Origin of the sequence: Cytobacillus sp. Hm23, from assembly GCF_051842895.1 — a bacterium.
Lineage (GTDB): Bacteria > Bacillota > Bacilli > Bacillales > SM2101 > Nanhaiella.
In genome coordinates this window covers 14,811-37,448 of the sequence record NZ_JBPXRQ010000038.1, presented here as the reverse complement: position 1 = coordinate 37,448, position 22,638 = coordinate 14,811, and the positions used below count along the sequence as shown (strand labels likewise).

Annotated in this window: 24 protein-coding genes and 1 other annotated feature; all 24 genes read right to left on the bottom strand. The window is 34.7% G+C overall.

Features of this window, described 5'->3' with window-relative positions:
- Nucleotides 1-37 precede the first annotated feature (37 nt).
- The 24 genes from pyrR to spoVE all read right to left on the bottom strand — a co-directional run bounded on the left by pyrR (nucleotide 38) and on the right by spoVE (nucleotide 22,603).
- Nucleotides 38-577 carry a bifunctional pyr operon transcriptional regulator/uracil phosphoribosyltransferase PyrR gene (pyrR, locus tag ACSVDA_RS19290; protein WP_485885287.1) on the bottom strand — a complete coding sequence of 180 codons (540 nt, stop codon included), beginning with the start codon at nucleotides 575-577 and terminating at the stop codon, nucleotides 38-40.
- Nucleotides 578-775: 198 nt separating this feature from the next.
- Nucleotides 776-1,684: an RluA family pseudouridine synthase gene (locus ACSVDA_RS19285; protein WP_485885286.1), complete on the bottom strand. Its 909-nt coding sequence runs from the start codon at nucleotides 1,682-1,684 to the stop codon at nucleotides 776-778.
- Complete coding sequence (gene lspA / locus ACSVDA_RS19280) at nucleotides 1,684-2,148, bottom strand: signal peptidase II (protein ID WP_485885284.1); 465 nt, start codon at nucleotides 2,146-2,148, stop codon at nucleotides 1,684-1,686. Before lspA ends, ACSVDA_RS19285 begins: the two co-directional genes overlap by 1 nt.
- Before the next feature lie 122 nt (nucleotides 2,149-2,270).
- Nucleotides 2,271-2,573, bottom strand: coding sequence for a TraR/DksA family transcriptional regulator (locus ACSVDA_RS19275; RefSeq protein ID WP_485885282.1), 303 nt, complete (start codon nucleotides 2,571-2,573; stop codon nucleotides 2,271-2,273).
- 146 nt (nucleotides 2,574-2,719) lie between these two features.
- Nucleotides 2,720-5,488: an isoleucine--tRNA ligase gene (gene ileS, locus ACSVDA_RS19270; RefSeq protein ID WP_485885280.1), complete on the bottom strand. Its 2,769-nt coding sequence runs from the start codon at nucleotides 5,486-5,488 to the stop codon at nucleotides 2,720-2,722.
- Nucleotides 5,489-5,856: 368 nt separating this feature from the next.
- Nucleotides 5,857-6,098: a binding site (T-box leader), on the bottom strand.
- Between the two features lie 66 nt (nucleotides 6,099-6,164).
- The gene (locus ACSVDA_RS19265) at nucleotides 6,165-6,656 is read right to left on the bottom strand and encodes a DivIVA domain-containing protein (protein WP_485885278.1); all 492 of its coding nucleotides are present in this window, start codon (nucleotides 6,654-6,656) and stop codon (nucleotides 6,165-6,167) included.
- Between the two features lie 120 nt (nucleotides 6,657-6,776).
- Nucleotides 6,777-7,550 (bottom strand): YlmH family RNA-binding protein, encoded by a 774-nt coding sequence (locus tag ACSVDA_RS19260; protein WP_485885276.1) that lies wholly within the window; start codon nucleotides 7,548-7,550, stop codon nucleotides 6,777-6,779.
- Nucleotides 7,551-7,621: 71 nt separating this feature from the next.
- A complete protein-coding gene (locus ACSVDA_RS19255; RefSeq protein ID WP_485885274.1) occupies nucleotides 7,622-7,888 on the bottom strand; it encodes a YggT family protein in 267 nt (88 codons plus the stop codon).
- A gap of 6 nt (nucleotides 7,889-7,894) precedes the next feature.
- The gene (locus tag ACSVDA_RS19250; RefSeq protein WP_485885272.1) at nucleotides 7,895-8,341 is read right to left on the bottom strand and encodes a cell division protein SepF; all 447 of its coding nucleotides are present in this window, start codon (nucleotides 8,339-8,341) and stop codon (nucleotides 7,895-7,897) included.
- 120 nt (nucleotides 8,342-8,461) lie between these two features.
- Nucleotides 8,462-9,139, bottom strand: a complete 678-nt coding sequence (locus ACSVDA_RS19245; RefSeq protein WP_485885270.1) for a YggS family pyridoxal phosphate-dependent enzyme — start codon at nucleotides 9,137-9,139, stop codon at nucleotides 8,462-8,464.
- 7 nt (nucleotides 9,140-9,146) lie between these two features.
- Entirely contained in the window at nucleotides 9,147-9,971 is an 825-nt protein-coding gene (gene pgeF, locus ACSVDA_RS19240; RefSeq protein WP_485885268.1) for a peptidoglycan editing factor PgeF, read from the bottom strand.
- 104 nt (nucleotides 9,972-10,075) lie between these two features.
- Nucleotides 10,076-10,336, bottom strand: a complete 261-nt coding sequence (locus tag ACSVDA_RS19235; RefSeq protein ID WP_485885266.1) for a YlmC/YmxH family sporulation protein — start codon at nucleotides 10,334-10,336, stop codon at nucleotides 10,076-10,078.
- Between the two features lie 697 nt (nucleotides 10,337-11,033).
- Entirely contained in the window at nucleotides 11,034-11,855 is an 822-nt protein-coding gene (sigG, locus tag ACSVDA_RS19230) for an RNA polymerase sporulation sigma factor SigG (protein ID WP_485885306.1), read from the bottom strand.
- A gap of 65 nt (nucleotides 11,856-11,920) precedes the next feature.
- A complete protein-coding gene (gene sigE / locus ACSVDA_RS19225) occupies nucleotides 11,921-12,631 on the bottom strand; it encodes an RNA polymerase sporulation sigma factor SigE (protein WP_410629464.1) in 711 nt (236 codons plus the stop codon).
- A gap of 55 nt (nucleotides 12,632-12,686) precedes the next feature.
- Complete coding sequence (gene spoIIGA, locus ACSVDA_RS19220; protein WP_485885264.1) at nucleotides 12,687-13,610, bottom strand: sigma-E processing peptidase SpoIIGA; 924 nt, start codon at nucleotides 13,608-13,610, stop codon at nucleotides 12,687-12,689.
- Nucleotides 13,611-14,012: 402 nt separating this feature from the next.
- Nucleotides 14,013-15,140, bottom strand: a complete 1,128-nt coding sequence (gene ftsZ, locus ACSVDA_RS19215) for a cell division protein FtsZ (RefSeq protein WP_485885262.1) — start codon at nucleotides 15,138-15,140, stop codon at nucleotides 14,013-14,015.
- Nucleotides 15,141-15,186: 46 nt separating this feature from the next.
- Nucleotides 15,187-16,473, bottom strand: a complete 1,287-nt coding sequence (gene ftsA, locus ACSVDA_RS19210; RefSeq protein WP_485885260.1) for a cell division protein FtsA — start codon at nucleotides 16,471-16,473, stop codon at nucleotides 15,187-15,189.
- Nucleotides 16,474-16,595: 122 nt separating this feature from the next.
- Nucleotides 16,596-16,769, bottom strand: coding sequence for a hypothetical protein (locus ACSVDA_RS19205; RefSeq protein WP_485885258.1), 174 nt, complete (start codon nucleotides 16,767-16,769; stop codon nucleotides 16,596-16,598).
- Nucleotides 16,770-16,899: 130 nt separating this feature from the next.
- Nucleotides 16,900-17,262, bottom strand: a complete 363-nt coding sequence (locus tag ACSVDA_RS19200) for a small basic family protein (protein WP_485885256.1) — start codon at nucleotides 17,260-17,262, stop codon at nucleotides 16,900-16,902.
- A gap of 1 nt (nucleotide 17,263) precedes the next feature.
- Nucleotides 17,264-17,986: a DUF881 domain-containing protein gene (locus ACSVDA_RS19195; RefSeq protein WP_485885254.1), complete on the bottom strand. Its 723-nt coding sequence runs from the start codon at nucleotides 17,984-17,986 to the stop codon at nucleotides 17,264-17,266.
- 115 nt (nucleotides 17,987-18,101) lie between these two features.
- A complete protein-coding gene (locus tag ACSVDA_RS19190; RefSeq protein ID WP_485885252.1) occupies nucleotides 18,102-18,806 on the bottom strand; it encodes a DUF881 domain-containing protein in 705 nt (234 codons plus the stop codon).
- Entirely contained in the window at nucleotides 18,790-19,572 is a 783-nt protein-coding gene (locus tag ACSVDA_RS19185) for a cell division protein FtsQ/DivIB (protein WP_485885250.1), read from the bottom strand. Before ACSVDA_RS19185 ends, ACSVDA_RS19190 begins: the two co-directional genes overlap by 17 nt.
- Before the next feature lie 337 nt (nucleotides 19,573-19,909).
- A complete protein-coding gene (gene murB, locus ACSVDA_RS19180; protein WP_485885248.1) occupies nucleotides 19,910-20,818 on the bottom strand; it encodes a UDP-N-acetylmuramate dehydrogenase in 909 nt (302 codons plus the stop codon).
- Nucleotides 20,819-21,502: 684 nt separating this feature from the next.
- Nucleotides 21,503-22,603: a stage V sporulation protein E gene (gene spoVE / locus ACSVDA_RS19175; protein ID WP_485885247.1), complete on the bottom strand. Its 1,101-nt coding sequence runs from the start codon at nucleotides 22,601-22,603 to the stop codon at nucleotides 21,503-21,505.
- Between the last annotated feature and the right edge of the window lie 35 nt (nucleotides 22,604-22,638).

The window sequence follows — 22,638 nt, the reverse complement described above, 5'->3', positions numbered from 1 at the left end:
CTCTTAGTCATCTCACAGGATAACCTTAAAAAGGGGATTAAATTTCGTAAATACCTACTTGATCAACTTGATCAACTTCGTCTAATTTAACAACTATTTTTTCGGCATTAGAAGTTGGAATGTTTTTACCAACAAAATCTGCTCTTATCGGTAGCTCTCTATGGCCTCGATCAACTAGAACTGCCAATTGTATTTGAGCTGGCCTACCTACGTCTATTAACGCGTCCATCGCTGCACGAACTGTCCGCCCAGTAAACAACACATCATCTACTAATATTACCTTTTTATTTGTAATATCTATCGGTAAATGAGAACCTTTCACAAGTGGTTCTTTATTCGATGTCGTGTTTGTTAGATCATCCCTATATAATGTGATATCTAGTTCACCTATTGCGATTTTGTCTCCTTCGATTTGCTCAATCTTTTCTGCCAACCTATTAACAAGATATATACCCCGAGTTTTAATTCCAACGAGGACACAATCGTTGATACCTTTGTTCTTTTCAATAATCTCATGTGCAATACGAGTTAGTGCTCTGCGAATAGCTTGATTATCTAATACTACAGCTTTTTGCATCGTTATCACCTCTGATTATAAATGGTGGTCAACAGCATAAAAAAATCCTCACACCTGTGGCGAGAGGATTCATAATTGTAGAGCTACTACAATTACTCTTAAATAAATTTCCGTATCCTTCTCAGCCTCACGGGACTGGGTTAAAGATCTAGTATGCAACTACATTTAGAATATATTAACGGTTAGGTAATGTCAATATTATTTTTTAATCTCATTTAATACTGTGACAAATTCTGAAGGCAAAGGAGCTTCAAATTCAATATATTTATTCGTTCTAGGATGATCAAAACCTAGAATTGCTGCATGAAGTACTTGTCCATTTGTTTGCAATGTTTTCTTTGGACCATATTTTGGGTCTCCAACTAGAGGATAACCAATATATTTCATATGAACACGAATTTGGTGGGTTCTTCCTGTTTCAAGTTGGCATTCAATTAAAGTGTAATCATTAAATCTTTCAAGTACTTTAAAGTGCGTAACTGCATCTTTTGAATGCTCGTCAGTTACTGTCATGCTTTGACGATCACGTTTATCTCGTCCAATTGGTGCATCAATCGTTCCCTTATCATGCGGAATAACACCATGAACGATTGCCTTGTATTTACGTGTGACAGTTTTATTTACTAATTGATTGACTAATGATTCATGAGCCACATCATTTTTGGCTACCATTAAAAGCCCTGATGTATCTTTATCAATTCTATGAACAATTCCTGGCCTTAGCACGCCGTTAATACCAGATAAATCTGTACAATGTGCTAAAAGTCCATTTACTAATGTACCTTCCATATGTCCTGGTGCAGGATGAACAACTATTCCACTATTCTTATTAACTACGATTACATCTGCATCCTCATAGTAAATATCTAAACCCATATCCTGTGGAATCACATCTAGTTCTTCAGCTGCTGGTACAGTTATTTTCACAGCGTCCCCTATATTACATTTATAATTGGGCTTAACATTCTTGTCATTAACAGTAATATTTCCAGCTTTAATCCATTGCTGTACTTGAGAACGAGACCATTCATTTTCATGCTCTGAAATCACTTTGTCAAGCCTTTCGTTACGCTGTTCATTTGTTACAATTAACTCAATAACATCCATTAATTTTTCTCCTTCTCTCGTCCATCTAGTAGTGTATGGATAATTACCAGTATGACTCCTACAACTAATGCTGCATCAGCTATATTAAAAATTGGGTAATCATAACTAAAAATATTCGTAAAGTTAATAAAATCAACAACTTCTTTTCTAAACAGGCGGTCAATAAAGTTACCGATTGCTCCTCCAAGCATTAATGCAAGTGCAACACGTATCAACACCTGTGTTTGAGGGAGTTTTTTCATATAATAAATAATGCCAATGATGACAATCGTTGTGACAATATAAAAGAACCACAACTGTCCTTCCAAAATACCCCAAGCAGCCCCTCTATTACGATGTGAAGTTATGTATAAAAAATTTTCTATAACTGGTAGATGATCACCATACTCCATTTTCGTAACAATCATCCACTTTGTTACTTGATCCATTAAAATAACGATAAATGCTAAGATATAATAATACACAGAAGTACCTCCATGAAATATAATGTACTTCTGCATTTTAGCATATTGTCTTGAAAAGAAACAATGAATTCATAATAATATATTCACTAATGATGCTATTGTTAAAATAATACGTTTATATATTAATGTATATAATTGTTTGGATAATTTACTTCATCAATTGTTCTAACAGTCGGGAAAATTCGCAGTTTGTCTAGGGGGATTCTTTTACCTGTTGATTCGCATAAGCCATAAAGGCCTAAATCAATTTTCGCTAATGCTCTATTTACATCATCTAGGTCTTCTTTGACGTAATGTATAATCTCCATATGTTTCTCATTATTTAATGTATATTCGTCATCTTTATCCACTTGTCCTAACCTTGCTTCTAGTTCCAACTTTGCAAGCTCTAATTCTGCTTTTATCTCTGCTGTTTGTTCATACATACATAAACCTCCTAAGATACGAAGCAGTTGTTTGATGACAATAGTATATGCTTATTTACAATATATCCTGTAAACTACATTTTTCCATTACATAAACGTAAAACAAAGAAAACCTTAGCAGATAACACACTGCTAAGGTTCTTCATTTATTCAGTATAATGTTCCTTAACTACCGTTGCACACCTTGAGCAAATCGTTGGATGATCTTTATCCTCACCTACTGTTTGAGAAACAACCCAACAGCGTTCACACGTCTCTCCCTCAGCTGGTGATACAACAATTGCAGTCTGATCAAATTTTTGTGCATTCGCTGGTGCATCTTCTAGCATTCCTGCAATGTCAAATCCTGAAACGATAAATAGTTGTTTTACATCTTCTTCGATAGCATTTAAAAGATGTTTAGTCTCATCAGTAGTATATAATGCAATATGAGCATTTAATGATTTACCTATCACTTTTTCATTCCGAGCCACTTCTAATGCTTTTAATACATCGTCACGAAGTGACATAAATGCATCCCATTTCTCTTCAATTTGTGTAGCATTTTGTAATTCTGTTGCTTCAGGCATGTCAACTAACTGCACACTTTTCTCTGATACTGTATTAATATGCGACCATACCTCGTCTGCTGTATGAGGTAGTATAGGTGCTACAAGCTTCGTAAGTGCTAATAATGATTCATACATGACTGTTTGAATAGCACGACGGTTCATATCATTTGGTGCATCAATGTATAAAATATCCTTAGCAAAATCTAAATAGAATGAACTTAAATCAATCGTACAAAAATTGTGAACATCGTGGAAAATACTCGCAAATTCATATGTTTCATAAGATTTCTTCACTTTGTTAATGATTTTATTAAGTTTAATAAGCATATAGCGATCAACTTCTCTTAAATCTTCATATGCCACTGTGTCTTTAGTTGGTTCAAAATCGAATAAATTCCCTAATAAGAAGCGGAATGTATTACGAATTTTGCGATATACTTCAGCTACTTGCTTTAATATAGCATCTGAGATTCGAACGTCTGATTGATAATCAACTGAAGCTACCCATAAGCGTAGAATATCGCCACCTAATTGTTTCATTACTTTTTCTGGAACGACGACATTCCCGATAGACTTACTCATTTTCCTACCTTCTCCATCAAGCACAAAGCCATGGCTCAATACACCTTTATATGGAGCATGTCCAGTAACCGCAACAGATGTAGATAAGGAAGAATTAAACCAACCGCGATATTGGTCAGACCCTTCTAAATACAAATCTGCTGGACGTTGTAGATCGTCTCTTTCGAGGAGAACGGCTTGATGAGAAGATCCTGAATCAAACCATACATCCATTATGTCTTGTTCCTTTGTAAACTTTCCATTTGGACTAGAAGGATGTGAAAAGCCTTCTGGGAGCAAGCCTTTTGCATCTTGTTCAAACCAAATATTTGAGCCGTGCTCTCTAAATAGGTTCGATACATGATCAATCGTTTCATCTGTAATAATAGGCTCTCCATTCTCCCCATAGAACACAGGAATAGGTACACCCCAGGCACGTTGTCTAGAAATACACCAGTCCCCACGATCTCTCACCATGTTATGCAAGCGGGTTTCGCCCCATTCCGGCACCCATTTTGTTTCTTTTACTGAGTTAAGTAAATCTTCTCGTATTCTATCTATTGAAGCAAACCATTGTGCTGTTGCTCTAAATATTGTAGGCTTTTTTGTTCTCCAGTCATGTGGATATGAATGAGTGATAAAGGTAAGTTTGAGTAAAGCTCCAACTTCCTCTAATTTCTCAGTAATTGGCTTATTCGCTTGATCATAGAACAACCCTTCAAAGCCTGGTGCCTCAGTAGTCATATAACCCATTTCATTTACAGGGCAAAGTACATCTAAACCGTATTTTTTTCCTATTATAAAGTCATCTTCCCCATGACCAGGTGCAGTATGAACACATCCAGTACCTGCATCTGTCGTTACATGTTCTCCTAACATGACAAGGCTATCACGCTCATAAAATGGATGTGCAGCAACGACATTCTCTAAAAGATGTCCTTTTATGGATTTTACTGTTGTCGTATTCTCCCAGCCAATTTCATTTTGTACGGCTTCTAGTAAATCAGTTGCAATAACATATTTTTGTCCATCTGCTTGAACAATACTATAATCAAGATCAGGATGAACAGTAATTCCAAGATTTGCAGGAAGTGTCCAAGGTGTCGTTGTCCAAATAATTATTTTTTCATCCCCTTGGAGTACCCCTTTCCCATCTTTCACTTCAAATGCTACATAAATAGAAGGTGATCTTTTATCTTTATATTCAATCTCAGCTTCTGCAAGAGCTGATTCACTTGATGGTGACCAATTGACAGGCTTTAAGCCTTTATAAATTAGGCCCTTTTTAGCCATTTCGCCAAATACTTTAATTTGTTGTGCTTCATAAGCAGGCTCTAATGTAATATACGGATTTTCCCAATCTCCACGAACACCTAAGCGTTTAAATTGCTCGCGTTGATTATTAATTTGTTTATACGCATATTCTTCACAGAGCTTACGAAATTCAGCAACACTCATTTCCTTACGTTTTATTTTTTTATTTTTTGTTAGTGCTGTTTCTATAGGTAAACCATGAGTATCCCAACCTGGCACGTATGGCGCATTATAACCGTTCATGGATTTATAGCGTACAATAAAATCTTTTAATATTTTGTTTAAAGCATGCCCCATATGGATATCACCATTTGCATATGGAGGGCCGTCATGTAATACAAATAATGGTCTATCTTTTGTTCTTTCTTGAACCATTTCATATATATGTTGCTCGTCCCATTGCTGTTGAATTTGTGGCTCTCGATTCGGAAGATTTCCACGCATTGGAAAGCTTGTTTTCGGCATAAGTAAGGTATCTTTATACTCCATTTTCCATTCCTCCAAAAATAACATAAAATAATTACTAAAAAGCTGTTTTCCATATGTAACTGTTTTTCGCTATAAAAGCATACAACTAGCATTCGTGGTGAAACATTGTCTTCTTTAGTATGCACAATACGTTACATAGATGGCTTTTTTATAAGAAACTTCCACATTAATTGTTGCTTTTCGTAATAAGAGCTATACATGAATATAACTAACGTTATGGATACCTTTTCTTCTTTAAACAATAATAATCATATCATCCACATTAGTTAATCAAATTCAAGTAACAAAAAGCACTAAAGTTTACGAAAAAAGCCTTATAATAACACGAAGTAGCGATAAGAACCTAAAAAAAGACCTTCTCATCCCTAAATAGGGACGAGAAGGTCTCCCGCGGTACCACCCTTGTAGACTGTTACTTGTTATAATACAAAAAACAATTAGTCCGCTTTCTATTCGTAACGTGAATAAACGCCATCGCTTACTTTATAATTTCAGCTAGGAACTCAAGGGTGATGTTCATTCCTTTTGTTTATATCGAGCTTCCACCGTCCTCGATTCGCTTTTTATAATAAACTCGTTAAAGAATTACTGTCCCTATCATGGTCTACATTTAAAGTTATGACACATATTTAGAAATTATATGCTATCGTGCTTCAGTTAGTCAAGTCCAGTTTTCCTATTTCACAACTGATTGTGGATCTTCTTCATACTCCATTAAACTATCCCAATCGTTATGTTGAAGCATATCAAGTTGAGCTTCTATGAGCATTTTAAAACGATTTCTAAATACTTTTGATTGCTTCTTCAATTCCTCTATTTCCAAGGTAATCTTACGAGATTTAGAAAGTGATTCATTAATTATTCTGTCAGCATTCTTTTCAGCTTCCTTAACAATTAACTTTGCTTCCTTTTCAGCATTTCTTTTAACTTCCTCTGCTGTCTCTTGAGCAATAACGATTGATTTATTGAGTGTTTCTTCAATACTTGTAAAATGGTTTATTCTCTCAGTTAAATCTGTAACCTTGTCTTCTAATTCTTTTTTTTGTCTAATTACAATTTCATAATCTTTAATAACCTGATCTAAAAATTCATTTACTTCATCTTCATCATAACCTCGGAATCCTTTACTAAATTCCTTATTATGAATATCTAATGGTGTTAAAGGCACATATGCCACCTCCACAAAGTCGTATGTATGTTTTATGACGAAAAACTCTTGTTATACACTACGTAAATGTTTTTTTAAGTTATTCGACATATTATTAATAATTCCTGCTCTTTTCCCAATTTATTTTTGTATTCCCACGACAATTCGCCATTTTTCTTTTTTTGTCTTACCTTCAATTGACAAAAGTTTCCCTCTACCAACTCCACGTACAGAGATGATATCCCCTTCTTTACATTCAAATGAAGTTTGCTCGATCATTTTCCAATTCATGCGAACAAGACCATTTTTAATAAGCTGTTGAGCTTTTTGTCTAGAAATTGAGAATATTGTTGCTATCATAATATCTAGACGAAGTGAGGATGCAGTCGCTACATTTTCTCTCCACAATTCCTTACGGTTTACTATGCTTGATAAATTAATTCTTTTAACTGAGACTTTACTCTTACCAACTGATTGGAGATTCAACTGTATATAGTTTTCGACCTCTTCTGCGACGACGAATTGAACAACACGATCCTGTATAATTACATCACCAAATTTAGCTCTTCTCATCCCTAGCCCCATTAACGAACCTAGCATTTGTGGGTGTTCAATCGTTACAAATTTTTCAGGGTATCCAAGTTCGAAAACAGCAAGTTTGAAGTCATCATCACTAGGAACATAATAATCAGGATAGATAAGCGCCCTCTTCCTTTCGGTCCACTCAGCACCACCAAATAATTCCACGTGAACATCTTGATTCTCACCTACAATAGATTTGGTTATTTCTTGTTCTCTAGGGTCTAAAAAGTCAGTGAGTTTATAGCTATACGTATTTTGAACTGTATTCTTCCATTCTATCACCTGGTCTATAAAATTGTGCTCCTCTTTGCGAAAATGTTGGTAAATATTCATGTGCAATTCAGTCCTTATCTTGCGTAAGAAAAAGGAATCTAAGAAAGATTCCTTACATCTATACTGCTATATTAAAGTATAAAAGAGCTAAACAAATACTGTAAACCAAAACTTGCATACCGCAATACAAGAATTGCAACGATTGGTGATATATCAATCATACCAAGAGGTGGGATTATTTTTCTAAATGGTTCCAAGTAAGGTTCGCAAATAGAAGTTAAAACTTGACCGATACTTGTTTCTCTTGCGTTTGGAAACCAAGACATTAATATGTAAATAAAAAGAGCATAAAAATATATATCTACTGCAAATAAAATAATACTAAGTAATAGTTCCATATAAGTTTACCACCTCTGTCCTAAAGAGTCTTCATCAATTGACAACTCAGAAATTGTTCCCGAAACATCAACATTATCTGGCGTACATAGAAAAATATTAGATCCTACCTTTTGTATATCCCCACCGAGAGCATACACTGTCCCACTCAAAAAATCAACAATTCTTTTTGCTTGGTCATGTTGGTTTCGTTGTAAATTTACTACAACAGAACGTCTATTTTTTAATTGATCAGCAATATCTTGAACTTCACTATACGCTCTTGGTTCAATTAATACGACTTTAGAAGATTTTTGTACGCTCTGTAAACTCACAATATTTTGTTTCTGATTAGCCGCTTTTGGCTGTTTCGATACGTCTATTTCATCATCATGCTCATATTCTTCTTGCTCATCAACATAATCATATTCATCTTCAAGTGCAAAAAAGTTCTTAAACTTTGACATTATGCTCATATTGACACTCCCCTCTCAACTTATTAAATAGCCTTTCAGACGATAATCCATATAAGCTTTCATAATCGAACCTTTTGCTAAATACAAAATTACTCTTCAACACGCTAACAATCTTCTTAACTACTGCTCATTGCCAACTAAAGAAGAACCTATACGTAAATATGTTGCTCCTTCTTCGATCGCAATCTCGTAATCATTTGACATACCCATTGATAGATCTTTACAAGGTGCATATGCTAAGGATAGTGCTTGTACTTGTTGCTGAAGTTCTTTTAATTTTTGAAAGCACGATCGAATGATTGAAACGTCATCGGTATGTGGTGCCATTGTCATCAGCCCAACGATGAAAACATTTGAAAAATCTTTTATTTGGTTAATAAATGGTATTACTTCATCCGGAGACATACCATGTTTCGAGCCCTCACCTGAAGTGTTCACCTGGATGAAACATTTAATTTGCTTCGTAGCACGCTTTTGAATTTCTTCAGCTAACGATAGTCGGTCTAAAGAATGAATGTAGTCAACCTTATTAATAATATTCTTTACCTTTCTCGTTTGTAACGTCCCAATAAAATGCCAGGTAACCTTTGCTCCAATTTGTTCCCATTTATCGTTGAAACCTTGATCTCGGTTCTCACCAAAATGAGTAATTCCTGCTTGTATGGCTTCTTCTACCCGTTCAACAGTTACATATTTTGTCACAGCTATCATATTTATATTTTTCCTGTCACGATTAATTTTTGCACACACTTCATTTATTTTTTCTTCAATAATAGCTAAATTTACCTCAACAGACAATCTGACATTATACCTCCTTCATACCAATAAAGCTCATCATTCTACCAGTCTTACCATTGTCACGTCTGTAAGAGTAAAATAACCCTTCTTGACAACTCGTACAATAATTTGAAACTTCAATATTGTCAACTAGTATGCCCGCTTCAACCAACAATTGTTGGTTTAATTGTTTTAAATCTAAACTATATTCTCCATTACCAATAAAAGTATATGGAAGGAGATCATGGTTGTGTAAGATAGCATCTACTTGCTTAATTACACGATCATCCACTTTATAGCAGCAACTTCCTATTGATGGTCCAATAGCAACATATATGTCATTTCTTTTAACTTCTTCATTTTCAATCCATTGCTGTACCATCTTCCCAACAATATTTTTCACTGAACCTTTCCATCCTGCATGAGCTACGCCTATTATATCCTTATTCTTAGCCCGAAAATATATAGGGACACAATCTGCATAGCATAATGTTAACAATATACCAGCATCAGTAGTATATAAGCCGTCTGTACCATTTATAGATGTAGAATAGGAGTAGACTCCTTTCCCTATATCCTTCTTTGTTACTTTAGTTATGGTATGATTATGAATTTGCTCAGCACATACCCAGTTTTCAATAGGAAAATTAATTGATTTTGCTACCGCCTCTCTATTTTTCACCACCGTATCAGGTTTATCATTAACATGTAAACCTGTATTTAACGTCTCATACGGAAATTTACTATATCCACCATTTTTCGTTGTAAACCCAGCTACTACTTTAGAATTAAAAACATGCCAAGGTAAATAAAGAATTTCTTCATGTTCAATTTGTTGAAAAGGTTCGTACATAACAGTCAGTCCTCACTATGAGCCTCATTACTTTTGTTTATTTTAACACAAATTGTAGTATTTCGTTAGATTTGTTTTCACAACGTTTTACATATTTTGTATTCTCACTCCTCAATTAGCTTAGCTTCGTGTGATTGATATCTAACTAAAATAACATCCTTACCAACTTTCACAATATTTGCCCACGGTATTACTACTTCTTCTTCTCGTCCAAAAAACCCTAAAACTTTGCCATTAGCAAAAATAACAATTGATTCTATTTCTCCTGTACTCAAATTTATATCGATATCACCAATATGGCCTAAATTTGTACCATCAGCTACATTAACTACACTTTTCGCTTGAAATTCAGAGATTTTTACCATAAAAAACTCTCCCCTGTCCTCGTATTCTGGCATTCCATAAAAATTAACGTCCCTTATAGTCAATATATGTGTAAGCTACTCTAGTTCATGAGCAATTTTTTGTTGAACAATTAGATGACATTAAAATGTGGAATTTTTTTGTTAGACTCTTTTGTTAATATATTTAAAGAGTTAGGGATTGTTCTCCGATAATAGCGATTTAAAGAAGAAAGATGCTGCTACTACCGCTCGTAAAGTATGTGTATATCTTCATAGAAAAAACAACATTTAATGATTAATCAACATATCGTAATGAAAATTACAGCGATAAATCGTTATTACTAAGGCTTTTTTCGTTAACTTTATTACTATTACCATTAATAATGGACAGTGTGTTGAGTTTTTTGTGAGCTTAATAATTTTAAAAGGAGAAAAATGCCACGAACTTTTGATTTATACTTGTTCAGTGCCTATTACGAAAAGCAACATTCGTTGTGAAGACAGCCTTTACTAAGGCTTTTTTCGTTAACTTTGTTACTATTACCATTAATAATGGACAGTATGTTGAGTTTCTTGTGAGCTTAATATTTATAAAAGGAGAAAAAATACCACGAACGTTTGAGGTTTACGTATTTAGCGCCTTTTACTAATAGCAACAATAATTGCGAAACAGCCTTACATAAAAAAGAGCTGTCCATTATTGAACAGCTCTTTGACATCAGCTTTGAATATTCTTATTCATTTGCTTTATTGCTGCTTTTTCTAACCTTGACACTTGCGCTTGAGAAATTCCTATTTCTTCAGCAACTTCCATTTGGGTTTTACCTTGAAAAAAACGTTTCCTTAAAATAAGCTTTTCTCGATCATTTAATCTTCGCATACCTTCCTTTAAAGCTATTTCTTCAATCCATTGCGAATCTTTATTTTTTTCATCACTTAGCTGATCCATTACAAAAATTGGATCCCCTCCATCATTATAAATCGGTTCAAATAATGATACTGGGTCTTGTATTGCATCAAGAGCAAACACTATTTCCTCATATGGAACTTCTAACACTTTGGATATTTCCTCTGCTGTTGGTTCTTTCGATGTCTTCCCCATTAATTCTTCCCTTACTTGTAAAGCTTTATATGCAATATCGCGTAATGAACGTGAAACTCTAATTGGATTATTATCACGTAAATATCTCCGAATTTCACCTATGATCATCGGCACAGCATATGTGGAAAATTTAACGTTTTGACCTAAATCAAAGTTGTCGATGGACTTCATTAAACCGATGCAACCAACCTGGAACAGGTCGTCTACAAACTCTCCTCTATTGTTGAATCTTTGAATAACACTTAATACAAGTCGCAAGTTCCCATTAACTAATTTTTCACGAGCTTGTATGTCCCCGCTTTGCATTAAACGGAATAGTTCTCTCATCTCTACATTTTTTAGTACTGGAAGCTTTGACGTATCAACGCCACAAATTTCAACTTTATTTCTAGTCAATTCTTTCCCCCCTAACAGGAGTAGATGTCCTAAGTTAAGTATCTCCTTAGGAGGGAAAAATATGCACAACGTTCATATTGAAGAAAAAAAGTAATGATCAAAAATGCTTAAACCATTTTATTAAACTCTTTTCTAAGCCTCTTTATAATTCTTTTCTCTAGTCGAGAAATATATGATTGAGAAATACCTAACATATCAGCAACATCCTTTTGTGTTTTTTCTTCACCACCTATAAGTCCGAACCTAAGCTCCATAATTTGTTTTTCACGATCATTCAACTGATGTAAAGCTTTTAGCAATAATTTCCGATCTACATTTGCCTCCAAATTTTTCGTGATGACATCGTCTTCAGTTCCTAATACATCTGATAGCAACAGTTCATTTCCGTCCCAGTCAATATTGAGAGGTTCATCAAATGATACTTCAGATCGTATTTTATTATTTCTTCTTAAATACATTAAAATTTCATTTTCAATACATCTTGATGCGTATGTAGCTAGCTTAATTTTTTTCTCTGGATTAAAAGTATTTACAGCTTTAATTAAACCTATCGTACCAATACTAATTAAATCCTCAATATTAATTCCTGTATTTTCGAATTTTCTAGCAATGTAAACGACTAAACGAAGGTTTCTTTCGATTAGAATAGATCTAGCAGCTTTATCACCTTTCGTGAGTTTTTGCAATAAGAGGCCTTCTTCTTCTTTTGATAAAGGAGGTGGCAAAGCCTCACTTCCTCCTATATAATAAATTTCATCAGTTTTGATACCTAGTTTCATTAATAATTTGTACCAATAATATGTAAAACGAACTGTCATATTTCTCAAAATTGTTCCTCCTTCAATTTGTACAGAGATATAGATCAAGGACATACTAGGCTGATTGTACTGAGGATGATTGAATCATCTTAGGGTGAACGATACATTGATACTCATCGTCACTTGAAAGTTTGACATGATTTAAGGCAATGAGCCCTTTATTCACATCTAACCAATTATTTTCATATCGTAGTGAAATGTGATCTGGTTTGATTGCTAATAGTATTTGATGATCTTGTCCTACACCTCTATATGGAATTAGTCGAAGTCGTTTTTCCCATTGAGGATCATCAACAGTCATCTCATTCATTAACATATCAACGTTTTTTGATAGTTCAATAATTCCTGCTGGCACATGTTCAACTAAACATGTACTATCGATAATCATTACTGGTGACCGAGAAATTGGATCGTATAGCTGATTACCACTATCAATCAATCCCTTAATGGTTAATTTGATATTAGTAATAACTATAGTAACATCAATAATTTCCTCATATTTCATCTTATTACTTTTAATCCCATCTATCTGCGACCTTGAAAAATACCATAGAGATGGAAACGCAATTATTACAAATACCCAACTAACTGGATCACCGTATCCAGTTGACGTCGTAAGAAAGATACCATTATTTATGTTAACTTCTTTTTGTAATAAATAATGGAAAGCAATAATACCACCTCCGACTACAAACGTTGCGAAATAAAAAGTGCAAAGGTTCTTGATAAAATAAGAAAAACGCTTGTATCCAAAAGCAGCCCAAATGATAATTAGTGAAAATAAAAATTTGATTAATGGATTGGATACGACGGAAGCTAGTGGAGAAACTATTAATAGAACGAGAGATGAACCTATTAACGAGCCAACCACAAGTCTCCAAAACTTAATTCTTCTCTTTAGAATTACTGCAGTTAACAGCAGTAATGATCCATCAAATAACAAATTAAGAAACCATATAATGTCAATATAAATAGACACTCAAGTTCCCCTTCCTTGTAGCTCCTTTGTTAGTATATTTATTTGAAACAAGTATATATATAATGTGTTGTGATGTCTGTCAATCTTTGTAGGAATTAATGAGGAATTTTTTGTTGGATTTAAGCTTATATTGTCAAAAAAACTGACGAATCCAGAAGGAATGACTTTTTAATATGAGGACCTTTTCTTAAACTTTGTTGCAATCCTATATAAATAGCACAACTGTTCAGATTTTCACACTATCATTACCATTATAAATAAGAAAAAGTGCCACCCACCATAGTAAACTTGTTTACATGTTGTGCCAAAACAACAATCCAAGTGAAAATAGTCTAATGGAAAAAAGCACGAATCAATAAATACGATTCATGCTCTCTCTTAGAAGTATTTAATATGAAATTATTAGCGTCTGCGGTTTCGATTACGTAAAAATGTAGGGATGTCTAATGTATCCTCAGTCTGCTGAGGATTATAGTTCGGTACATTTTCACTTTCCTTTTCACGGCTAGTTGCTGCAGTTGCTTTTTGCGTATTCGCACCTACTGATTGACGAATTTGTCTACCTTGAGGAATTTCAGTTTCGTTAAATCCTGTCGCAATCACCGTTACTACTATTTCGTCTTTTAAGCTCTCATTGATTACTGAGCCAAAAATCATATTCACTTCTTGATCTGATGCAGAAGCTACAATATCGGCCGCTTCTTGTACTTCGTATAAGCTTAAGTTCATGCCACCAGTTATATTCATTAGGACTCCTTGAGCACCGTCAATAGGAATTTCAAGTAATGGACTTGAAATAGCCTTTTTTGCAGCTTCCGCAGCACGGTTTTCACCTGTTGCAATACCGATACCCATTAATGCTGAGCCTCTGTTTGACATTATTGTCTTAACATCAGCAAAATCAAGGTTTATTAAACCTGGCGTTGCGATCAAGTCTGAAATACCTTGTACACCTTGACGTAATACATTATCAGCTTCACGGAATGCTTCTAACATTGGTGTATTTTTATCAACGATTTCTAATAATCTATCATTCGGGATAACAATCAAAGTATCTACAGAATCTTTCATTGCTGCAATACCGCCACCAGCTTGAGTAGATCTCTTTCTACCCTCAAATGTAAAAGGACGTGTTACAACTCCTACAGTCAATGCGCCTAAATCTTTCGCAATTTGGGCTATAACAGGTGCTGCACCAGTCCCTGTACCTCCACCCATTCCTGCTGTAACAAAAACCATATCAGCTCCGTTTAACACTTCTTCTAGCTGTTCTTTACTTTCTTCAGCTGCTTTTTTTCCTACTTCAGGATTAGCGCCAGCTCCAAGACCTCGTGTTAACTTTGCCCCGATTTGCATTTTAATCTCTGCTTTTGAAAGATTTAGCGCTTGTGCATCAGTATTTACAGCTATAAATTCAACACCTTGAACTCCATGCTCAATCATTCGATTTACGGCGTTATTTCCTCCACCACCGACACCGATTACTTTTATTGTCGCTAATTGATCAAGATTTGTTTCAAAATCTAACATCACAAATCCTCCTAATTTATCGATTTACTAAGAAGTTTTCATCTTGTTATTCCCAAAATAACCCGAAAAATTTCTTGACTTTTTCACCCAGATTTTCTTCATTTTTTTGCTTAGACTTTTGCTTTAATTGTTGAGGTTTTTTTGCTACTCTTTTTTCTGCTATATCTATATGGCCATTTTCCTCAACAATACTTTTGCCTTGTAGCTTGGCATTTCTATATGCAAATTGAATTAATCCTACTCCAGTAGTATATTGAGGTTCTCTTACACCAATGTAATCAGGAATTGCTACCCTCACGTTATTTGCTAAAATTTGTTGTGCTAATTCCAAAGATCCTGAAATATTAACAGCACCACCAGTAAGTACATAACCTCCAGGCAATTCACGAATTCCTAATTGTCTTACTTCATTTTTAATCATGTCAAACATTTCTTCAAATCTAGCTTCAATAATGTCTGAGATTATTAGTTGATTATATTGTTCTTCTTTATCGCTACCAATAATCGGAACATTAAATGTTTCTTCTTCTGAGGCTGTATCATAAAAAGCATGTCCATACTTTGTTTTTATCTTTTCAGCGTCTTCAGTAGAGGCTCTTAAACCAATAGAAAGATCTTTTGTTATATGATCCCCTCCTATCGGTAAAACCGTTGTGGCCTTTAAATGTCCATTTTCAAAAAACGCTATAGTTGTAGAACCGCCACCGATATCAACTAGAGCTACACCAAACTCCATTTCATCCCGAGATAAAGAGATCGAACCCGCAGCGAGTGGTTGTAAACAAATAGCCGTTATTTCTAAACCTGCACGCTCTACACATCTAAGTAAATTATGTAATATCGTTTTTGATCCAGTAATAATGGTCCCTTCCATTTCAAGGCGGACTCCTAACATTCCTCTCGGGTCGTTAATTTCATCAAGCCCATCGACGATAAATTGTTTTGGAATCACATCTATAATTTCTCTCTCTGGGGGGATTGATACAACTTGCGCTGCCTCTATGACTCTAGCTACATCTTGGTCATTAATTTCCCTATTTTCACTCGATACAGCTACAACACCGTGTGCATCTTGGAGTTGCACACAATTAGCAGACACACCCACAACAACACTTTGGATGGGAATACCAACCATTCTTTCGGCTTGTTCTATTGCCTTTTTTATAGAATGAACGGTTTCGTCTATATCAACAATTGAACCTTTTCTTAATCCATGTGAATTAACATTACCTACCCCAATAATATTTAAAGTATCATTTGCCATTTCACCTATGATCACTTTAACATTGGATGTACCGATGTCAAGACTAACAAAAACTTCATTGCTGTTCATTCTTTGGCACCTCCTTTTTCAATCATAAATAATAACTTTTCAAGCTGAGCATATGTCCTTTATTAATCGATTCAATAAATGGTACATCAATCAAACTTTACAAATCAATCTTCAAAGAAAGTTTAAAGGTCTGGGAAAATTGAACTTGAACAAGCAGTTCTGTGCACGTATGTAATTGACGTGGTAGACACCATAGTGGGCTTTTCTGTATCCTTACGTATAGCTTTTATGTCATCTACAAATGAAGCAAAGGTAATAAAGGCTACTTGATACAAGGCAACAATAACCTCTTTCATGTACTTGAGCTTTACTCTAGCCTTCAATGCTTCACCGGCTTGTCCTTCTCAGTCCTTTATATCTTCCCTATTGAACACATTCTTATATGGAAAATATTCAACAAATCCTATCTATTCCCTTTAATAAAAATTAATTTTTTTCAGTTTTTTTGTGAGTAATCTTCCATTTAGACAATAAAGTTCGTCTAATCACTGCAATATTTTGAAACAATCTTACCCCAAATGCAAATACTGCTGCTAAATACAAGTCTACACCAAGATGAACACCTAGAAAAGCCAAACTTGTAGCTAAAAGTATATTAAAGATAAAGCCGGACACAAAGACTTTCTCATCGTATACATTTTGTAAATGTGCCCGGATTCCTCCAAAGAGCGTATCTAACGCTGCAAGTATAGCAATTGATAAATAATTAGAATATTCATCTGGTATGCGTATTTCTGTTAGCAAACCTAATATTATTCCAAGAATTAAGCCGATAAGTGGAAGCCACATACTATTTCTCCTCCTCTTCGGCATTTGCAGGCTTCATATTTTTGATACGAGGTATTTCTGAAAAAGCCTGCACTTCAATCGATGCTATTGGATCCGAGATCACAACTTGTAAATTATCATAAACGAAAGCATCAATCATGCTAGAGACCTGTAATCTGTTATATAATTTTTCTGCTCCTTCTTCACTCTTAGCAATTACTTTAATTTCAAATGGAAATCTATTAAGAGGATAACCATCTATTTTTGTGATGCCGTTTATGTCTCTAATCACTGTAGTATTTATTACCCGTTGTTCAGCTATAGAAATATCTACTGCGTTATATTGATTTAATTCATTAATTAACCTTTTCAATAGTTCTGGCGAAACTGTATGAACACGTTCACCTGGCATGATATCAGCGAAAAACGGCTTAACTGTTAAGATAACACCTGGTCCACTTACATCAGTTAAACCAGCCTTTACTTTTAGCTCGTCTAACGTTTCCTTAAGTACCGCATCATCTTGTCGTTCTGTTTTATATTTCTCCAATTTATCGTTATAATTTGAAATCTCTTGATGTAACTGAAATGTAAGCTCTTGTTCTTTCTTAATATCCTCACGAATTTCCCAAGTATCTCTCGTATCACGGACAACAGGCTTGTTAATACTTTGAAATTGAACTGCAATCATAAATCCTATAATTACTGTGATTATTGTTATTGAGATAACTTTTTTGCTGCCCAATGAAAATCACCTGACCTTAATAATTGCCTGTTTTCGTATCGTTGTTGCCTGCCTTGTTTTGGGTATCACTTTATATAATCAACTACAAAGTATAAAAAATAGCCTAATAATCCAACTATTGTGTACTTACTCCTAAAAGGGGTTCAAACATGATGTTTTCTTTTTTGTCTATACTTACAAAAATATTATCACTCACTAATTGATCATAAATACCACCAATAATATAAAGGGCTTCATAAAGCGTGTTTGCTTCTCCAATAGCTGTAATGACAAATGGTTCAGCATGTTGATTACCATCAACTTCAATAACAGGTCCATTACATAATATGTACGAATTTCGAGAAATTCTTTGTCCGTTGATCGCAATCGCTGAAGCACCTGATATGAGTAATTCATTTATTACTTTAAATACATGCCCTTCATGAACTATGTAATTATTCACGTTCTCTTCATCAGGTACGTATTCTGCATCCGACAAAGTAACCTCAATACCTTCACCTTGCACATCGATTTCTCCAACAAACATTCTATATTTTTCTACATCTTCAACTAAATTAAAATATATACCTTCCTGTTTAGCTAATTCCTCTTCGTATTCTCTTACTTCATCTTGCTTTTCTTTAATGGTATTAAACAATTCTCGGTTTTTTTCCTCTAGTGCTATCAATTGTTCTCGATATCGAAAATCTCTCTCCCACTGCTTGTCCGTTATACGAGGAGTCCCATCGTTACTTGTGGTAACATGATAAGAAAATGCGATAAGAAAACCGATAACTAAAGAAACAAAGGATAAAATGACATGTTTACCCCTGATTTTCACTCTCCTGCTCCTCCTTATACTGGTTGTAAGGTGAAAAGAAACTCCCAACTTCAATGTCAATAATCCCCTTTACTGAAGGATCAAGGTGATTTACAATTGACGGATAAAAAGCCATTTTTCTAGAGAAATTTGTTATTGTACCACTTACCTCAAATCCGTCATTCATATAAAGGGTAATATGCAATGGGTCTGAAGGTGTTGGTGTATGATGAATTTCTGAAATTGAATTGCTCACTTCATCAGGTAACTGAACTAATTCTTCTATCATCATGTCAACATCATCACTGTTCGACCAATTTACAAATACAGGTGCATCTGGGGATGAAACGGATTGTTTTTCATCAGTAAGGGATTTACCATTTTCTAAAATCGGATAAAAGCGACTTTCGTTTAACATGTAACCGATCCGCTTTGTCTCTGTAACTAATATAAGTACTTTGTTTGGAAATTGCTTTTGAACAGATACTTCTGCTATTTCTTCATGTGCAGAAATGGACTGTGTTATGCTGTTTTCATTGACGCTCCAAAAGCTATTTTTGGTCGAAACTCCACTCAAATCAATGATTTCTTCAGTTGAAACATGGTGATTCCCACTTACCGATATTGAAGAAACTTTACTTAAGGGGGACTGAAAATACACAATTGTAATGATCATAAGAAAAAAAAATAGAATATAATAAATAAGCCTTCTATTTACCTTTTGTTTTCGTTGCTGTTTTAGTTTGGGAACCCGATCTTCAAGTACAACAACTTTTTCTTTCCCCAAAAAAAGTCACCCCGATCTATATTTAAAGCTCATTTCATGTTATTACTCATGTTACTATGTAAGAACAGTAAATAGTGGTTTTATACAATTGCATCATTAAAGAAGAAAAGGCTAATTAAAATCTAGTTGTAGGCGTGCTAATTTCTTAAGCCCAAAAAACAACGATTGAAGCGAAAGCCAGCTATATGTTAGGAGAAACTTTCACACCGTTATTACCAACAGGGTTGAAAAAGAGAAACAAAACGGCATAGGTTATATATGCCGTTTAACATTTTCAATAGTTTGTATTGTTAATTATTATATCACAATATATACTTGAAATCAGAGAAAAAACATGCTACTTTTTTCCTATTATTTCAACCTCTGTCTTCATTTCAATATCGTAAAGATCGTATATTGTTCGCTTAACATGTTGTATTAAATTCAATACATCCTCCGCTTGTGCCTTACCAGTGTTAACGATAAAGTTTGCATGCTGTTCAGAGATTTGTGCACCACCCATTGCATACCCTTTTAATCCAGCAACTTCAATTAATTGTCCTGCATAATTTGGTAGGGGGTTTCTAAAAACACTTCCACAGTTAGGGAAATGAAATGGTTGCGTATCACGTCGGTAATCTTTGTTTTTTTGCATCTCAGCTACAATAAGTTCACGGTCACCTGACTCAAAAGTGAACTGGGCTTCCACGCAAATTCCCGGACGCCTGCTTTGCAATATAGAGGTTCGATATGAAAATTCCAACTCTTCACATGATAACCATTCAATCGTACCGTCTTCAAACAGTATGCGCGCTCTTTTAAGTATTTTCGAAATATCAGATCCGTGTGCACCAGCATTCATATAAACGGCACCACCAATTGAACCTGGTATACCTCCTGCAAACTCTAAACCTGAAAGACCCTTTTTGCTAATGATGGTAGCTAGTTTTATAATAGAATAACCCGCTCCAACAGTAACGTTTGTACCATCCATATCCAAATGATCAAGGCCTTCTCCAAGCTTAATTACTACTCCTTCGATTCCCAAATCTGAGACCAATAAATTTGATCCGCGCCCAATTGCTCGCCATGTTACTCCATATTTATTTACTATTTCCATCGTTTTGTATAAAGCTGGTATGTCTTTTGGCTCAACAAATAAGTCTACTGGGCCCCCAATTTTTATTGTCGTATGATTAGCAAGCGGTTCATTTAACCGAACTTTTCCGACATTTTCATGAAGCAACTCCGCAGCTATTTTTTCCATCTTGGCAACCTCCTTCTGTACTGGTTATATCTATGTTGAATAAAACTAAGAGTTTATAAACTAGAATGATATTATAATGGTATATGGATATATTATAGAATTTTGTATATACATCAATACAATTAGTCCCTTCTCTTAGCTGTTTTCGCATTAATTGTTGTTTTTTGTATTAAGAAATAAACACGTGCACAACTAGAATATTCATAGCATCTGTTCTTCTATACAACGATGACTAACAGTATAGATTCATTTTTTTAGTATTAATTTGATAACAATAGCAACAATGTTAGCTAAAAGAGCCTTTCTCTAAAAGGTGATACTCACACCAAACTCAGCTTGCTCTTTTAATTTAATTACAGTAGCACCAAAGTTTGTTATAAAAAGCCTATTATACTTTATTATACAGTTTCGTAACACCATCTGAAACAACAAGTTTTCGTTAATTTATGAAACATAATGACCCCTATTTCACTATTTTATAATAAGGCTGTTTTCGAATGAGTTAAGTACAAATTCAATTAAAGCTCGTGGCATCTTTTCTAAAGACTATAAAAATCATACTTTAGCATCTGTTTCAAACGTAAGTGAAAAGAGCCTATAATAAAATACGAGAAACCCCGTTATATTAACAGGGTCTCTTGAAAAAAAATTTATTGTAAAGCGGCTACTCTTCGAACGTATACACTAATACCTTGAATGCTTACTCACATTAAGTAATACACCGATAGCCATTAGCATTAAAGTTAATGAAGAGCCACCGTAGCTTAAAAACGGCAATGTAATCCCAGTAACTGGCATTAGACCAGTTACAACACCAATATTAATAATAACTTGTATAGCTATCATGGAGATAATTCCTATTGCAAGGAAGCTACCAAATAAGTCAGGTGCACCAAGCGCTATTCTAATACCACGCCACAATAAGAGACTGAAAAGCAATATGACAAATGACGCTCCAATAAAACCAAGCTCTTCAGATATAATAGCGAAAATAAAATCCGTCTGTGGTTCAGGTAGATAAAAGAATTTTTGGCGACTTTGTCCTAAGCCTAAGCCAAATAACCCCCCTGGACCTATTGCATATAGTGACTGGATGATTTGGAAACCCGTACCTTGTGGGTCCTGCCATGGATCAATAAAAGAAGTAATTCTATTCATACGATAAGGTGCTGATATAATCAGTCCAGCAAAGCCTGCAATACCTAACATGCCAAGCCAAACGAAATGACTAATCCGAGCGCCAGCTACATAAATGATAACGATGCAAGTCCCTAACATAACAGTCCCTGTTCCTAAATCAGGCTGAAGCATAATTAAAGCAAAGGCACTAAAAACTAAGGTCAGTGATGGTAAAAGGCCTCTTTTGAAAGAAGTAATATCCTTCTGATTTTCGGAAAGAAATTTTGCTAGAAACGCAATCATTGATAATTTAGTGAATTCAGAAGGTTGAATTGAAAATGCACCAACTCCAATCCAGCTTTGTGACCCATTTCTTTCAACGCCAATGCCAGGAATTAATACGACTATAAGTAGCAAAAAGCAGAAAATTAAAATGACCTTTGCCCAAGTACGCCATGTCCAATAGTCGATACTCATGAGGAAAAACATCGCTATCACACCTATGCCAGCAAATAATAGCTGCCGTTTGGCGAAAAAAAATGAGTCATTAAACTTGTATTCTGCCCAAATCGCACTGGCGCTGTATACCATGATTAGACCTACTGCTAATAATGACAAAGTTACAAGAATTAAAATAAAATCCGGAGTAGCTTTTTTGGGGGACAATAGAAACACCTCAACGTCCTAAATTAAGAGCGGCC

Excerpts from the sequence above, each read along its gene's own strand:
- pgeF (WP_485885268.1), bottom strand. The coding sequence starts at position 9,971 with ATGTACGAACCTTTTCAACAAATTGAACATGAAGAAATTCTTTATTTA.
- sigE (WP_410629464.1), bottom strand. The coding sequence starts at position 12,631 with ATGACAGTTCGTTTTACATATTATTGGTACAAATTATTAATGAAACTA.
- pyrR (WP_485885287.1), bottom strand. The coding sequence starts at position 577 with ATGCAAAAAGCTGTAGTATTAGATAATCAAGCTATTCGCAGAGCACTA.
- ACSVDA_RS19200 (WP_485885256.1), bottom strand. The coding sequence starts at position 17,262 with ATGTGGCTTCCACTTATCGGCTTAATTCTTGGAATAATATTAGGTTTG.
- ACSVDA_RS19260 (WP_485885276.1), bottom strand. The coding sequence starts at position 7,550 with ATGAATATTTACCAACATTTTCGCAAAGAGGAGCACAATTTTATAGAC.
- ACSVDA_RS19205 (WP_485885258.1), bottom strand. The coding sequence starts at position 16,769 with ATGAAAGAGGTTATTGTTGCCTTGTATCAAGTAGCCTTTATTACCTTT.
- ACSVDA_RS19235 (WP_485885266.1), bottom strand. The coding sequence starts at position 10,336 with ATGGTAAAAATCTCTGAATTTCAAGCGAAAAGTGTAGTTAATGTAGCT.
- ACSVDA_RS19275 (WP_485885282.1), bottom strand. The coding sequence starts at position 2,573 with ATGTATGAACAAACAGCAGAGATAAAAGCAGAATTAGAGCTTGCAAAG.
- ftsZ (WP_485885262.1), bottom strand. The coding sequence starts at position 15,140 with ATGTTAGATTTTGAAACAAATCTTGATCAATTAGCGACAATAAAAGTA.
- ACSVDA_RS19255 (WP_485885274.1), bottom strand. The coding sequence starts at position 7,888 with ATGGAACTATTACTTAGTATTATTTTATTTGCAGTAGATATATATTTT.
- murB (WP_485885248.1), bottom strand. The coding sequence starts at position 20,818 with ATGGAAAAAATAGCTGCGGAGTTGCTTCATGAAAATGTCGGAAAAGTT.
- ACSVDA_RS19250 (WP_485885272.1), bottom strand. The coding sequence starts at position 8,341 with ATGAGCATAATGTCAAAGTTTAAGAACTTTTTTGCACTTGAAGATGAA.
- ftsA (WP_485885260.1), bottom strand. The coding sequence starts at position 16,473 with ATGAACAGCAATGAAGTTTTTGTTAGTCTTGACATCGGTACATCCAAT.
- ileS (WP_485885280.1), bottom strand. The coding sequence starts at position 5,488 with ATGGAGTATAAAGATACCTTACTTATGCCGAAAACAAGCTTTCCAATG.
- ACSVDA_RS19285 (WP_485885286.1), bottom strand. The coding sequence starts at position 1,684 with ATGGATGTTATTGAGTTAATTGTAACAAATGAACAGCGTAACGAAAGG.